The sequence below is a fragment of the Sphingomonas sp. PL20 genome, from assembly GCF_017875905.1.
Classification (GTDB): domain Bacteria; phylum Pseudomonadota; class Alphaproteobacteria; order Sphingomonadales; family Sphingomonadaceae; genus Sphingomonas; species Sphingomonas echinoides.
In genome coordinates this window covers 2,839,813-2,854,305 of the sequence record NZ_JAGINH010000002.1, presented here as the reverse complement: position 1 = coordinate 2,854,305, position 14,493 = coordinate 2,839,813, and the positions used below count along the sequence as shown (strand labels likewise).

13 protein-coding genes are annotated in these 14,493 nt (G+C 65.1%); 4 read left to right on the top strand and 9 right to left on the bottom strand.

The window, feature by feature from the left end:
• The first annotated feature begins 71 nt into the window (after window positions 1-71).
• On the top strand, window positions 72-959 hold the full coding sequence (locus H4W01_RS13420) for a tyrosine recombinase XerC (RefSeq protein WP_209611594.1): 888 nt from the start codon (window positions 72-74) through the stop codon (window positions 957-959).
• Window positions 960-1,002: 43 nt separating this feature from the next.
• Here the strand turns inward: H4W01_RS13420 and H4W01_RS13415 are convergent, their stop codons facing one another.
• From H4W01_RS13415 to rsmI, 5 genes are all read right to left on the bottom strand, one after another.
• A complete protein-coding gene (locus H4W01_RS13415) occupies window positions 1,003-1,680 on the bottom strand; it encodes a type 1 glutamine amidotransferase domain-containing protein (protein WP_209611592.1) in 678 nt (225 codons plus the stop codon).
• 87 nt (window positions 1,681-1,767) lie between these two features.
• On the bottom strand, window positions 1,768-2,367 hold the full coding sequence (locus H4W01_RS13410) for a DedA family protein (RefSeq protein ID WP_209611589.1): 600 nt from the start codon (window positions 2,365-2,367) through the stop codon (window positions 1,768-1,770).
• Window positions 2,368-2,474: 107 nt separating this feature from the next.
• Window positions 2,475-3,425 (bottom strand): glutathione synthase, encoded by a 951-nt coding sequence (gshB, locus tag H4W01_RS13405; protein WP_209611587.1) that lies wholly within the window; start codon window positions 3,423-3,425, stop codon window positions 2,475-2,477.
• Window positions 3,426-3,562: 137 nt separating this feature from the next.
• Window positions 3,563-3,979, bottom strand: a complete 417-nt coding sequence (locus H4W01_RS13400) for a YraN family protein (protein ID WP_334685268.1) — start codon at window positions 3,977-3,979, stop codon at window positions 3,563-3,565.
• Window positions 3,980-4,017: 38 nt separating this feature from the next.
• Complete coding sequence (rsmI, locus tag H4W01_RS13395; RefSeq protein WP_209611584.1) at window positions 4,018-4,851, bottom strand: 16S rRNA (cytidine(1402)-2'-O)-methyltransferase; 834 nt, start codon at window positions 4,849-4,851, stop codon at window positions 4,018-4,020.
• Window positions 4,852-4,862: 11 nt separating this feature from the next.
• Between rsmI and H4W01_RS13390 the strand changes: the two genes are divergently transcribed.
• Both H4W01_RS13390 and H4W01_RS13385 read left to right on the top strand, forming a co-directional pair.
• The gene (locus H4W01_RS13390) at window positions 4,863-6,071 is read left to right on the top strand and encodes a penicillin-binding protein activator (protein WP_209611581.1); all 1,209 of its coding nucleotides are present in this window, start codon (window positions 4,863-4,865) and stop codon (window positions 6,069-6,071) included.
• Window positions 6,072-6,138: 67 nt separating this feature from the next.
• Window positions 6,139-8,073 (top strand): AsmA family protein, encoded by a 1,935-nt coding sequence (locus H4W01_RS13385; protein ID WP_209611579.1) that lies wholly within the window; start codon window positions 6,139-6,141, stop codon window positions 8,071-8,073.
• Window positions 8,074-8,136: 63 nt separating this feature from the next.
• On the opposite strand, the gene H4W01_RS13380 is transcribed toward H4W01_RS13385, so the two are convergent.
• The 3 genes from H4W01_RS13380 to rplK all read right to left on the bottom strand — a co-directional run bounded on the left by H4W01_RS13380 (window position 8,137) and on the right by rplK (window position 9,806).
• Entirely contained in the window at window positions 8,137-8,343 is a 207-nt protein-coding gene (locus H4W01_RS13380; RefSeq protein WP_010404074.1) for a cold-shock protein, read from the bottom strand.
• Window positions 8,344-8,677: 334 nt separating this feature from the next.
• Window positions 8,678-9,370 carry a 50S ribosomal protein L1 gene (gene rplA, locus H4W01_RS13375; RefSeq protein WP_010404067.1) on the bottom strand — a complete coding sequence of 231 codons (693 nt, stop codon included), beginning with the start codon at window positions 9,368-9,370 and terminating at the stop codon, window positions 8,678-8,680.
• A 4-nt stretch (window positions 9,371-9,374) separates the two neighbouring features.
• Window positions 9,375-9,806 (bottom strand): 50S ribosomal protein L11, encoded by a 432-nt coding sequence (rplK, locus tag H4W01_RS13370; protein ID WP_033966441.1) that lies wholly within the window; start codon window positions 9,804-9,806, stop codon window positions 9,375-9,377.
• A 259-nt stretch (window positions 9,807-10,065) separates the two neighbouring features.
• On the opposite strand from rplK, the gene H4W01_RS13365 reads away from it, so the two are divergent.
• On the top strand, window positions 10,066-11,847 hold the full coding sequence (locus tag H4W01_RS13365; protein ID WP_209611576.1) for a sensor domain-containing phosphodiesterase: 1,782 nt from the start codon (window positions 10,066-10,068) through the stop codon (window positions 11,845-11,847).
• Window positions 11,848-11,874: 27 nt separating this feature from the next.
• Here H4W01_RS13365 and H4W01_RS13360 read toward each other — a convergent pair whose 3' ends face one another.
• Entirely contained in the window at window positions 11,875-14,439 is a 2,565-nt protein-coding gene (locus H4W01_RS13360; protein WP_209611574.1) for a TonB-dependent receptor, read from the bottom strand.
• Between the last annotated feature and the right edge of the window lie 54 nt (window positions 14,440-14,493).

Below are 14,493 nucleotides of genomic sequence, written 5' to 3'. Positions count from 1 at the left end.
AGGGGTGGCGTTCGCGGCTTGCCAGATGGGGAGGGGCTTACCTGCCCCATTCGATGCGCTACACCGCAGCGATGACCGAACTCCCCGGCCTCTATGCCGCCCATCTCGCGCGAGACCGGCGGCGCTCGGCGCATACCGTGCGGGCCTATGAGGCGACGGCGGTGCGGTTGTGCGCCTTTCTGCAGGCGCATTGGGGGGAGCCGATCGAACGCGCCACGCTGGCCAAGGTGAGCGCGGCGGATCTGCGCGCGTTCCTCGCCGCGCGGCGGGGCGACGAAGGCATTGGCAATGCCTCGGCAGCGCGGGAATTGTCGGCGGTGCGCGGGTTTCTGGCGTTTGCGGTGGGTGAGGGGACGACGCCGCGCCTGAAGGGACCGCGCGTAAAAAAGGGCGTGCCGCGCCCGGTCTCTCCCGACGAAGCGGTCGCCTTGGCCGAGGATGTCGCGGAGGACGCCGCCGAGCCATGGATTGGCGCGCGCGATCTGGCGGTGCTGCTGCTGCTCTATGGCGCGGGGCTGCGGGTGGGCGAAGCGCTGGGGCTGACCGGCGCGATCCTGCCGCTGGGGGCGACGCTGAGCGTGACGGGCAAGCGCGACAAGACGCGGATCGTGCCATTGTTGCCGCAAGTGCGCGCCGCGATCGAAGCCTATGTCGCGCTCAGCCCCTATGGCACCGCGCGCGACGCGCCGCTGTTTCGGGGCGCAAAGGGCGGGCCGTTATCGCCGCGCCTCGTGCGGCTGGCGGTGCAGCGCGCGCGCGTGCGGCTCGGCTTGCCCGATCGCACCACGCCGCACGCGCTGCGCCACAGCTTCGCCACGCATTTGCTGGGGCGCGGGGCGGATTTGCGCGCGCTTCAGGAACTGCTCGGCCATGCGAGCCTCAGCTCCACGCAAATCTATACCCAGGTCGATGCGGCGCATTTGCTGGATGTGTATCGCAACGCGCATCCACGCGCGTGACGGTGCGGCACCCCGGGGCTGCGCCCCGAGGTGCCAAACGGCCTTATGCCAGTGCCTTGACCAACTCGATCGCGGCGGGGCCGGAAGAGGCGGGATTCTGCCCGGTGATCAGCCATCCGTCGCGGACGACGTGTACGCCCCAATCGGCGGTCTTTGAATAGACCCCACCATTTTCGGTCAGCATATCTTCGACCAGGAAGGGCACGACGTCGGTCAGCCCGACGGCGGCTTCCTCGCTATTGGTGAAGCCGGTGACGGCCTTGCCCGAGACCAGCGGGGTGCCGTCGGCGGCCTTGACGTGGCGCAGCACGCCGGGCGCGTGGCAGACCAGCGCAACCGGCTTGCCCGCCGCGATCGTCTGTTCGATGATCGCGCGCGACGTCGCATCCTCGGCGAGATCCCAGAGTGGGCCATGGCCACCGGGATAGAAAACCGCGTCAAAGTCCGCCGCATTGACCGAATCGAGCCGAACGGTGTTGGCAAGCGCGGCCTTGGCGTCGCTATCCGCCTCGAAGCGGCGGGTATCGTCGGTCTTGGCGCTTTCGTCCGCGCTTTTCGGGTCGAGCGGTGGCTGGCCGCCCTTGGGCGAGGCCAGCGTCAGTTCGGCACCGGCCTCCTTCAGCACATAATAGGGTGCGGCCAGCTCTTCGAGCCAGAAGCCGGTCTTGGCACCGGTGTCGCCAAGTTGGTCGTGTGAGGTGAGAACGATCAGAATTTTCATCAATTTTGCTCCAGCGGGCATCCGCATGTGGTGGATGCCAGATGGGGAGGGCGATGCCCGATTGCCACCGCCGTGGCGGAATTTGCCTCAGCCGCGCGGTTGCCAGCGCAGCAGGCGCCAGACGTAGAACATGCCGACACCCGCCATCGTCACCATCGTCGCCGGGCCGATAAAGGCGTCCAGCTCGCGGAAATTGGTGCCGAGATAATAGCCCGCCCCGGCTAGAAAGGTGTCCCAGATCGCAGCGCCCCCCGCCGTCCAGATCAGGAAGCGGGCCTGCGGCATCCGCGTCATGCCGGCCGGCAGCGAGACCATCGTGCGGAAGGCCGGCATGAAGCGGAACACGAACACCACCCATTGCCCATGCCGACGGAAGAAGCGTTCGAGCTGGAGGACATGCTCCCAATCGAGTGTCAGCCAGCGGCCATAACGATCGACGAACGGGCGCAGCCGCTGATAGCCGAGGTGCCAGCCGATCCAGTACCAGAAATAATTGCCGACGACCGTGCCCGCCGTGCCCGCGACGATCAGCGGCACGATTTCCATCTGCCCGCGCGCGACCGCGATGCCGCCCAGCCCCATGATGACTTCGGAGGGGATGGGCGGGAACACGTTTTCGAGGACCATCAGCAGGAAGATGCCGAAATAGCCGCCCCACGCGGTGAGGTTGATGATGAATTCGGTCACGCATCACTCCGTCATGCCGGGCTCGTCCCGGCATCCACCGTGCCACGCGCTTCCGGCCGGTGGCTGATACCATGGTGGACCCCGGGACAAGCCCGGGGTGACGATGGCTATGCCGTAACTTTGCGCTCGATCGCATCCCAGATCAGGGCGGCGACATCGGTGCCGTCGAAGCGTTCGATCGCGACGATGCCGGTGGGGGAGGTGACGTTGATCTCGGTCAGCCATTCGCCGCCGATGACGTCGATGCCGACGAACAGCAGCCCGCGCCGCTTGAGTTCTGGCCCGAGCACCGCGCAAATCTCGCGTTCCTTCTCGGTCAGTTGGGTCTTTACCGCCGATCCGCCGACCGCGAGGTTGGAGCGGATTTCGCCTTCGCCGGGCAAGCGGTTGATCGCGCCCGCCACGTCGCCATCAACCAGCACGATGCGCTTGTCGCCTTTGGCAACGGCGGGGAGGAACGCCTGGATCATGTGCGGCTCGCGCCACATGGTGTTGAACACCTCGATCAGCGCCGAGAGGTTCGCGCCATCCTGCCCGACTTTGAAGATCGCCTTGCCGCCATTGCCGTGCAGCGGCTTGATGACGATTTCGCCGTGCTGCGCGAGAAAGGCGCGGGCTTCGTCGAGGCTGCGCGTGACCAGCGTCGGCGGCATGAATTGAGGGAAGTCGAGCACGAACACCTTTTCGGGCGCGTTGCGCACGCTGGCCGGATCATTCACCACCAGCGTCTTGTGGGCGATGCGCTCAAGCAGATGCGTCGCGGTGATATAGCCGAGGTCGAAGGGCGGGTCCTGGCGCATCAGCACGACATCGGCCTCTTCGCCCAGATCGAGGCTGATGGGATCGCCGAAGCTGTAATGATTGCCGACGACGCGTTGCACGGTGACCGGATCGGCCTTGGTCCACACCCGGCCATCGGCATAATTCAGGTCTTCGGCATTGTAATGGAACAGTTTGTGCCCGCGCTGCTGGGCGGTGAGCATCAACGCGAAGGTCGAATCCCCGGCGATGTTGATATGCGCGATCGGGTCCATCTGGACGGCAACGGTGAGCGACATGGGGTTCTCCGAGAGGTTCAGGCGCATGTAGAGGGTGGTCGGGGGCCTGTCATCCTTGCCCCGTTCGTTTCGAGCATCGTCGAGAAACGCGTTCAAGGCGCTGGTTTATCGACTACGCTCGAAACGAACGGGATGGATTATGGCAGCCAGGCATTCTCGATATGGCGGGGCTTGGTGCCCGGCGCGAGCAGGATGACATCGACGCGAATGTCGTCACCGGGATCGGCATAGCTTGGCATCAAATATTCCGCCGCCGCCGCGACGCGGGCGAGGCGGCGCTCGTCGATCGCGAAATCGAGCTCGGCGGCGGTCTTGCGCAGTTTCACTTCGACGAAGGCGATGAGCGTGCCGCGTTTGGCGATCAGATCGACCTCACCTGCGGGCGTGCGCACGCGCCGCGCGAGGATGCGCCAGCCTTTAAGGCGGAGCCACCAGCCGGCGATGCGTTCGCCGCGACGGCCGGAGGCTTCGGCGTGGCGGCGCTTTTCATTCCCCTCCCGCTTGCGGGAGGGGCTAGGGGAAGGGCTGGCACGATGCGGCACGCCACGAAACATGCCCTCCCCCAGCCCCTCCCGCAAGCGGGAGGGGAGTTTTACGCTTTCAACTCCAGCGCCCGTGCATAGAGCGCTTTCCGATCCAGCCCCAATTTCTTGGCGACTTCGCTTGCCGCCTGTCCGGTCGAGAGGCGCGTCAGCGCTTCGGTGAGCGCGGCGTCGGCATCGTCGGCGCTGGCCGCTTCGGGGGCACCGGGCGGGGCGATGACGACGACGATCTCGCCTTTGGGCGGGGCATCGGCATAGCGCGCGGCAAGTTCGGACAGCGTGCCGCTCACCGCTTCCTCGAAATGCTTGGTGATTTCGCGCGTGACCGCTGCCTCACGGTCGCCCAGACCTTCGGCCAGCGCGGCGAGCAGCGCGGCGAGGCGTGGGCCCGATTCGTACAGCACCAGCGTTGCGCGGACGCCCGCGACTTCGGCGATGGCGGCGGCGCGGGCCTGCGCCTTGGAGGGCAGGAAGCCGAGGAACAGGAAGCGGTCGGTCGGCAGCCCGGCGAGCGTCAGCGCCGCCACCGCAGCGCAAGGGCCGGGGATGGTCCACACGGTATGCCCGGCGGCGCGCGCATCGCGCACCAATTTGTAGCCGGGATCGGAGATGAGCGGCGTGCCCGCATCGGACACCAAGGCGACCGCTTCCATCCCCATGCGCGCGATCAGGCCGGGGCGGACCTCTTCGGCATTATGGTCATGATAGGGAACCATTTGCCGCTTCACGCCGATATGATGCAGGAGCTTGGCCGTCACGCGGCTGTCTTCGACTGCAATTATTGCGGCATGCGACAGAATGTGTGCGGCGCGCGGCGAAAGGTCGCCGAGATTGCCGATCGGGGTGGCAACGATATAGAGGCCGGGCGAAAGATCAGGGTTCATCAGGAGCGGTCATGGCAGAGCGGGATACGACAGGGCAACGGCCCATCGGCTTTAAACGACTTTTGCGCATGGCGGCGATTGCGGGGGCGGTGGCGCTGGCTGGGTGTCAGACGGTCGTCCCGCGCGGCCCCGCGCCGGTGAAGCGTCCCCCGGTCACCCGCCCGGTGCAGCCGCAACAGCCTGTGGTTGAACAGGGCATCCCGACCGACACGCAACGCCACCGCGTTGCCTTGCTGGTGCCGCTCAGCGGCCCCAATGCCGGGGTCGGCCAGAGCCTTGCCAATGCCACGCAGATGGCGCTGCTCGATTCCAAGAACGAACGTATCCGCATCACCAGCTATGACACTGCCACCGGTGCTACGCTGGCCGCACAAAAGGCGCTGGCGGATGGCAATCAGTTGATCCTCGGGCCGTTGCTGGCGGACGACGTGCGCGCGGTGGCACCGATCGCGCATCGCGCGGGGGTGCCGGTGGTCAGCTTTTCCAATGACGCGACCGCTGCCGGGAACGGGGCCTATCTGATGGGCTATGTGCCCGCCCAGTCGATTGGCCGGGTGGTCGATTATGCGCGGGAACAGGGCGTCACCACCTTCGGGGGCCTGGTGCCGAACGGCACCTATGGCCAGCGGGCATCTACCGCCTTCCTGCGCGCGGTCGAATCGGCGGGTGGACAGGTCGCCTCGCTGCAGACCTATGACCGCGTCCCCGGATCGATCACCAGCGCGATCGTCCGCATGAGCAAGAGCGCGCCCTATCAGGCGATCCTGATCGCCGATGGTGGCAATGCGGCCTCGGCGGCGGTGCCGGTGTTGCGCAAGAACGGCATGGGCGGCGCGCGTGTTCTTGGCACCGAATTGTGGAATTCGGAAAGTTCGATCGCGAGCAAGCCCGCGCTGGAAGGCGCATGGTTCGCCAGCGTATCGGACGGTCTGTACCGCCAATATGCCGCCCGCTATCGCGCACGCTTCGGCGCGGCACCGTTCCGCTTGTCGAGCCTTGGCTATGATTCGGTGCTGCTGACGATCCGCATCATGCGCGATTGGCCGATGGGCGCTGCCTTCCCCGAGGATCGCCTGAAGGATCGCGGCGGTTTTGCCGGGATCGATGGCGCGTTCCGCTTCGGGCGCGACAATGTCGCTGAACGCGCGCTGGAAGTGCAGGAAATTCGTGGCGGCATCACGGTGACGATCTCGCCCGCACCGAGCGGGTTCGAGCGGTAGTGGTCGCTAACGCGCTGGGAATCGCGGCGCGGGTGCAACAATCGGGGGGCGCTCGGGTTGTAGTGCGGTGATTGCTTCCGAAACCGCCGCTCCCGCCGCGCGCGCTCCGCGCTGGCGCAAGACCTTGCTCGCGATCGTGCTCGCTATCCTCGGGGTGCTGGCGCTGTTGCTGCTCGCGCTCGGCGCGTTTCCGGTGGGCATGATGCGCGGGCTGGTCGAGAACCGGTTGTCGGCGGTGCTGGGCACACCGGTGCGCGTCGGCTCGGTGACGCGCGATAGCGTCTTTTCCTATGCGCCGGTCATCTCGGTCCGTGACGTCAGGGTGGCGCAGCCCGATTGGGTGGGGCCGGGTGATTTCGTCCGCCTGTCCTCAGCCAGCGTGCGCGTGCCGGTTTTTGCGCTGCTGTTGGGGCAGTTCCAGCCCGACCGTGTGACGGTCGACGGCGGGCGCATTGCGCTGGTGCGCGATGCCACGGGCCGCGCCAATTGGAAGCGCGAAGGCAAGCCAAGCGACGGGAAGGGCAGTCGCCCGACCCTGTCCGACCTCACCATCACCAACACGCAAGTGGTGTTGCGGGATGCGAAGCGCCAACTGATCGTGGCGGGGCCGCTTTCGGTCGATGCCAAGAACGGCCTGCGCCTGTCCGCCACCGGCACGTTTCTCGAAACGCCCGTGCGGCTCGATGCGACGGGCGGGCGGATCACCGGGATTGACCCAGCCGCGCCCTATCCGTTCAGCGCCACGCTCGCCTCGCCCGCTTTGCACATGGCCGCCAAGGGGCAAATGGCGGGGGTGCTCGACACCCGCCACTTTAGCGCCGCCATCACCGCCCAGGCCCCGACGCTGAAAAATCTCGACCGGGTGATCGAGGCCGGGCTGTTCGGTACGCAGCCGATCAACCTGACTGGTGCGATCCGCCATGACGGGCGGGATTGGTATGTCGATCGCATCGGCGGCAGCGTCGGGCGGTCGCGCTTCACCGGGCTGGCCACGATCCACAAGATTGACGGCCGCACCAAGATCGATGCCAGGCTGCACGCCTCGCAATTCGATTTCGACGATCTGGCCGATGCGCGCGGCCATGCCGACTCGGCGGCGCGGTCGGCAGCGATTGGTCCGCGCGTGATTCCACCGACGCGGATCAACCTCAGCAAACTCGGCAAGACCGATGGCACGATTGCGTTCCGCGTTGACCGCATTTTGGCGGGCAACGGCACCGTGTTCCGCACACTTTCGGGCACACTGACGCTCGACCATCGTCTGCTGACCGTCAATAATGCGGTGGCGACGCTCGCCACCGGGCGCATGGCGGGGACGCTCAAGGTCGATCATCGCAGTGGCCGGCCGAAGTTGTCGATCGACTTGCGCCTTGCCGGGGTGACGCTCGATGCGCTGATCGGCAAACCCGACATGGTATCGGGGCAGGTGCGCGGGCACATCCTGCTGACCGGGCAGGGCGATACGGTGCGCGAGGCGCTGTCGCGGGCGAATGGCAAGGCGGCGATGGTTGCGACCCAGGGCGAGGTGCGCCGCATGGTCGCCGACGTGCTCGGCCAGAATTTGAGCGGCGCGGTGGTGCATGCGATCGGTTCGCCGAGCCGCATGGTGCCGCTGCGCTGCCTCGTCGCGGATTTCCGCGCGACCGATGGCGTGCTGGTGCCGCGTCCGCTCGGCATCGATACCGGCAGTTCGGTGGGGCGAGGGGCGGGCCGGATCGTGATGGATGGCGAACGGATCGCCCTCACGCTGGCGGGGACGAGCAAGAGCCGCGCGCTGCTGAAGATCGCCGATCCGATCCAGATTGGCGGCACGCTGAGCAAACCGACGGTGACCGTGGCGGGTCTGGGCACCACCGACAAACCGAGTGAAGGCAATTTGCTGAAGGTGTTCGGGCGCTCGCTCGGCCGGGCACTCGGGCTCGAAAAGACGCCGCCTGCCGTCGTCATTCCACCGCCCGCCCATTTCGATTGCGAGTCGGCGGTGGCGGCGGCGTTGCGCTGAGGACATAGAAAAAGGGCCCGGCGATTGCTCGCCGGGCCCTTGGTCGTTCGCTTGCGCGGGCGATTAGGCCTGCTGCAGGTTCACGGCGCTCATCTTGCCGCGCTTGTCCTGCTCGAGCTCGTACTGAACGCGCTGGTCCTTATCGAGCGTGCCCATGCCGGCGCGCTCAACGGCCGTGATGTGCACGAACGCGTCTTCGCCGCCACCTTCCGGCGCGATGAAGCCATAGCCCTTGTCTGCGTTGAAGAATTTTACGGTGCCGATGGTCATGATGGTCGTCCTTCTTGTTGGGTGACGCGAGAGTCGCGCCAACCCGTGCCTAGATCAGCAGTGAAAGAAGGAAGATGGGGCCGCAAAGCACCAGAGACCGTCGATTTGCGACTGTAGCAAGCACCCGCCTAGGCGCATTTGCGGGGAATAGCAAATGGCGGGTGTTTATCGTCACCCCGGGCTTGTCCCGGGGTCTACTGCTCGCCAGTCCTATCGTCCGGGAGTGCGCGGCACGGCGGACCCCGGGACAAGCCCGGGGTGACGGGGCGGCGCGCGCATAAAAAAAGGGCCGGGGTTTCCCCCGGCCCTCCATTCCGTAGCAAATCGCGGAGGCTTACGCCGCCGAGACCTCGGCCACGTCGACCTTGATGCCGACGCCCATGGTCGAGCTGACCGCGACCTTGCGGACATACTTACCCTTGGCGCCCGACGGCTTGGCCTTGACCACGGCGTCGACCAGCGCGTCGAAGTTCGCGCGCAGGTCTTCTGCCGGGAACGACGCCTTGCCGATGCCTGAGTGGATGATGCCGGCCTTTTCGACGCGATATTCGATCTGGCCGCCCTTGGCTGCCTTGACCGCTTCCGCAACGTTCATGGTGACGGTGCCGAGCTTCGGGTTCGGCATCAGGCCCTTGGGACCCAGCACCTTACCGAGGCGACCGACGATGCCCATCATGTCCGGGGTCGCGATGCAGCGATCGAAATCGATCGTGCCACCCTGGATGATTTCCATCAGGTCTTCCGCACCGACCACGTCCGCACCAGCGGCGCGGGCTTCGTCGGCCTTCGCACCCTTGGCGAACACCCCGACGCGCACGGTCTTGCCGGTGCCCTTGGGCAGCGTGACGACGCCGCGGACCATCTGGTCGGCGTGACGCGGATCGACGCCGAGGTTCAGAGCGACTTCGATCGTCTCGTCGAACTTCGAGGTTGCGCCGGCCTTGGCGAGCGCGATGGCTTCGTCCACGCCGTGCAGCTTCTGACGGTCGATGGTGACGGCTTTTTGCTTCTTGCTGACAAATGCCATGATCTTAGCCCTCCACCACTTCGAGGCCCATCGCGCGGGCAGAACCCTCGATGATGCGCGTTGCCGACTCGAGGTCGTTGGCGTTGAGATCCTTCATCTTCGCGGTCGCGATGTCGGCGAGCTGCGAACGCTTGATCTTTCCGGCGGACACCTTGCCCGGCTCCTTCGAGCCCGACTTCAGATTGGCGGCCTTCTTGATCAGATACGATGCCGGCGGCGTCTTCGTTTCGAACGAGAACGAACGGTCGGCATAGACGGTGATCACGGTGGGGAGCGGCGTGCCGACTTCCTGGTCACCGGTCGAGGCGTTGAACGCCTTGCAGAATTCCATGATGTTGACGCCGCGCTGACCCAGCGCCGGACCGATCGGGGGCGACGGGTTGGCCTTGCCGGCCGGCACCTGCAGCTTGATATAGCCTGTAATCTTTTTTGCCATGTGTACTCACTCTGTAAGGGGCGGCGAGGGGAACCCACGACGCCCGGTTCAAGTTTAGCGGTTCAAGCGGATGCCAAGGCACCCTCCCGCATATTCCGACAGCTTTGTGTAGGAAGCTGGCGCGCATAGCGCAAAGTCCGTGGCGGTGCAATCGCCCTTGCGGCCGTCGACAATTTCGCGCGGGATCCCCCGATCGGCCTGAAAAGATTCATATATTGTAAAGTGGCGCGGCGCTGCGTCGTTACGGAGGAGTTGGTCAATGTGTCCCGAGCAGACCCGTCTCGACGCATTGCGCCAGCTCAATCTGCTCGACACGCCGCCGAGCGACAGCTTCGACCGGATTACGCGGATGGCCGCGATGGTTTTCGGGCTGCCGATCGCCGCAATCTCGCTGACCGATCGCGACCGCCAATGGTTCAAGTCGCGCGTCGGGGTCGAGCATAGCTCCATTCCGCGGGCGCAGGCACCGTGCGCGCAAGTCGCTGAATCGACGCAATGTGTGGTCATCTCGGATCTGTTGGCGGACCCCGATTACGTCGACAGCCCGCTCGCGCGCGATGGTGTCCGTTTCTATGCGGGGGTGCCGCTCACCACCAGGAGCGGCTGTGGCCTGGGCGCGCTGTGTGTGCTTGGCCTTGAGCCGCGCGGCGCATCCGCGCCAGAAATTGCGGCGCTGACCGATCTGGCTGACATGGTGATGTCGCAAATCGAGTTGCAACACGCGATCGGTCGTGTCGATCCGGTGTCTGGCTTGCTCAACAGAAACCAATTGCTGGAAGATCTTGAGGATCTGGGCCGCAACACGCCGGGGCAGCGCCGCTTGCTGGCGTTGGTGGATTTGGCACCCAGCGAGCAGCTCACGCAGGGGATGAGCGTGATGGGGCCAACCTTCATCGACCAGATCGTCCAGGCTGCCGCGTCGGGCCTGCGCGCGGGGCTTGGGCCGGGCCGCACCGCGTATCATGTCGCGGCGACGCAGTTCGCCTTTCTGGGCTTGGCGGAGACCGACGATGCCACGTTCCTTGCGCGCCTGAAGGTCGCGTTGAACGATGCCCGCTTGCGCGGCGCGCACGAACGGTTCGTGCTGACCAGTACCATTGGCGTTGCCCCGTTTCTGGCGGGCCAGACGCCGGGCAGCGATGTCCTGCGAATGGCCTATAGCGCGGCACAGGACGCCCGGCTGGCGGGTGGACAGATCAGCCTGTACTCGTCGGCCAGCGACGGGAAACAAGTGCGTCGTTTCAGCCTGTTGAAGGACTTTTGCGACGCGTTCGATCTGCCCGGCGAATTGCGCCTCGTCTATCAGCCACGCATCGATCTTGCCGGGGGTGGGTGCTGTGGGGCGGAGGCGCTGTTGCGCTGGACGCATCCGAAGCTGGGGGATGTTTCGCCAACCGAATTTATCCCGATCGTCGAGCAAACCGCGCTCATGCGGCCTGTGACCACCTGGGTGCTGGACCATGCCCTGGAGCAGCTTGCCGCCTGGCATGCGAGCGGGATCGATCTTCAGCTATCGATCAATGTCTCGGCGGCGAACCTGGAAGAGGTGGATTTCGTCGAACGCGTGCAACTGTACCTGTTAAAGCACCGCGTTCGCCCGGAATTTCTGGAACTCGAGGTGACCGAGAGCGCCATGATGTGCGACCCGGTGATCGCGCTCGCCAGATTGCGAGCGCTGGCGGATCTGGGCATCCGGATCGCGCTCGATGATTTCGGGACCGGCCATAGCAGCCTGGCGTATCTGCAGCGCCTGCCGATCAGCGTCGTCAAGATCGACCGGTCCTTCGTCCAATCGCTCGATCACGATGCCGAACAGGCCCGCATCCTGGTGCGCACCATGATCCAATTGTCGCACGGGCTGGGGCATCGCGTGGTCGCCGAGGGCGTGGAGACGGCCGACACTGCGCAGATTTTGAACGGGTTGGGGTGTGACGAGGCGCAAGGCTATCATTATGCGCGCCCGCTCGAGCAGGCTGATTTCGAGCGGTGGTTTCGTCAGCGGCGAAGCGCGATGCGCGCGGCGACGGCCTGCGCCGCCTGACCAATCGATCAGGCGGCGCGGTTCGCGCTAAAAGTCGCCATGCAAGCGCACGCCGATCGTCTGCGGCGTTGTCGGCACGATATAGGGCCGCTGTCCGCAACTGCCGCATTCCTGGAAGCGAGAGAGTTGCCCGCGCGTGTCGAACGCATTCTCGATGAACAGTTCGATGCTGTAGCGCTGGAACTGCACCCCCGCTGCGAAATCGGCGGTGGTGAAGGCAGAGAGCTGCCCGAGCTGTGCGGCCGGATTGATGACAATACCCCCCGGTGCAAAGGTCGCCGATCGGATATCGGACGCGGCCGAGCCCTGATAGGACACCACAGCCTGGCCGTAGGCTTTGGCCGCGCCGACCGGCACGGTGTAGCGCGCCGATCCGCTTGCCTTGAACTTGGGCGTGATCGGCAGCCGCGTGCCCGCTTTGGCCGACAGCAAATTCCCTGCACCCGTGCAAGTGAAGGTCGGGTCATCGATAAGGCACAGATTCTTGCGCGTCTTGGCGTCGGTATAGGAGCCAGAGGCACTTAGCGCGAGCGCACCGAGCGAGAGGTTGCTGATGATTTCCGCACCGCGAATGCGCGCATTGGGGCCGTTGTGAATTTCGGTGAAGCTGTTCGCGCCGAGGAAGGAGAATTGGAATTTGTCCCAATCCTGTTGGTAGATAGCCCCATTCAGCCGCAATTTGCCGCCGAGCAGCGTGGTCTTGGCCCCGAATTCATAGTTGGTAAGGTAGTCGGCGGCATAAGCGGCAACGTCGGCGCGGCGGTTGATTCCGCCCGGGCGGAAGCCGCGTGAGGCGGTGCCATAAAGCAACACGCCATCGACCGGTTTCCAGCTCAGGTTGAAGCGATAGGTCACGCCTTGCCCGGACGCCTGCACCGGAACCACGCCCTCTCCGGCGCGATAGACGCCGAGGTTGGTACAGGGGCTGCCCGCCACCGCCGCCGGGAGCAATGTGGTCGACCCGCCCGCCGCGACCGCGTCGCGCAAGCGGGTGCCGTTGGTGGTGAAACACCCCGCGACGCCGGTGCGTGAACTGCCCGCCGCATTATACGGCGTGGTATTATAGCCATTGGCCGGATCGCGGCCGAAGCCGAAAAAGCCGATCAGCGAATTGTCATAGATGAAGGCGCGGCCGCCGACGGTGGCGGTCAGGCGCGGGGTGATGTCGTAGCTCGCCTCGCCGAACATCGCATAATCCTTGTCGACGCGATGCTGTTGCGTCAGCCACAAGGTGCCGGGGTGGCCATTGACCGAGAGGGTGGTGGCCAGGCCGGGCACCTGATAATCCTGATGGATGTCGTTGCTCTGGCGCTGATAGAAGGCCCCCGCGACAACACGGAACCGCTCGCTTGACGGGCTGGCGACCCGAAATTCCTGGCTCATTTTCTTGAAATGGTCGCTGCCGATCACGCGTTGGCGCGCGTCGATTGGCTTTCCGGCATTGTCCTTGAAGTAAAAATAGCCGGCAATGCCGCCAACCGAGGAATAGAGATTGTCATACGCCTCGGCGTAATCGGTATAGTCGCTCGACGAGAAATCCTTACGGTCGAGATAGGCACCGGCATAGGTCACGTCCCAATTGCCGATCTTGCCCGCGATCGTCAGCCCCGCCTGGATGAAGCGGTCGCGGCGATATTCGGGGTAGAAATGCTGCACCTGCAGATCGCCGACCTTGGGATCATAGCCATAGGCGCCGTGGCTGCGCGTATCCTGATACATCACGGTCGGCGTGACCGTCCAATTGCTGTCGAGATCGACCTTCAGCGCCGCGCGTCCGCCTGCGATTTCGGTATCGTTATAGTCTTTCTTGACGAAGGCGTTGTTGTTGACGGTGAGGCCGTCTTTCACGCAATTGCCATTGGCATCGAAAGTGGTGCCGCTGCAGAAGCGCAGCGTGCCCGGCACATTGTCGATATAGCCCGCATCGCGCTGGTAGAAACCGACGACGCGCAGCGCCATCGAAGGCGACAGCGGGATGTTGACCATCCCCTCGGCCTTGCCGCCAAAGCCGCCCTTGCTGACCTTATTGCCTTCGATATCGGCGCGACCGTAGAAATGCGAGAGATCAGGCTGATTGGTGATGATGCGGATCGTGCCGGCTTCGGACGAAGCGCCGTACAGCGTGCCCTGCGGCCCCGACAGGCTCTCGATTCGCGCAATGTCGTAGATATGGACGTCGAGATTGCCGCCGATCGTGGTGACGGGCTGCTCATCGAGATAAACGCCGACCGAGGGGAGCGAGCCGGAATGGTTGCCATCGCCGCCCGAGGCGACGCCGCGCATATAGATGACGTTGGTGCCGGGCGTGCCGCCCAGCGCCTGGAACGACACGGACGGCAATTGCTGCGCATATTGCGAGAAGTTCGAAATGTTGAGCTCGTCGAGCTTCTTGGTGGTCAGCGCCTGCACGCTGATCGGCACATTCTGCAATGTTTCCGAACGCTTGGTCGCGGTGACGATAATGTCGCCGCCATCGGTCGGCGCGGTGGCCGGGGCCGGTTCGGGCGGGGCGCTCTGCGCGAACGCCGGGGCTCCAAACGCCGTCGACGACAACAATGCGAGGATTGCGGCACGATACCCGAACGACGACATCAGATTCCCCCTATATTGTTTCAACAGGGTGTTCGCGCCCGCAGCATCCGTCAA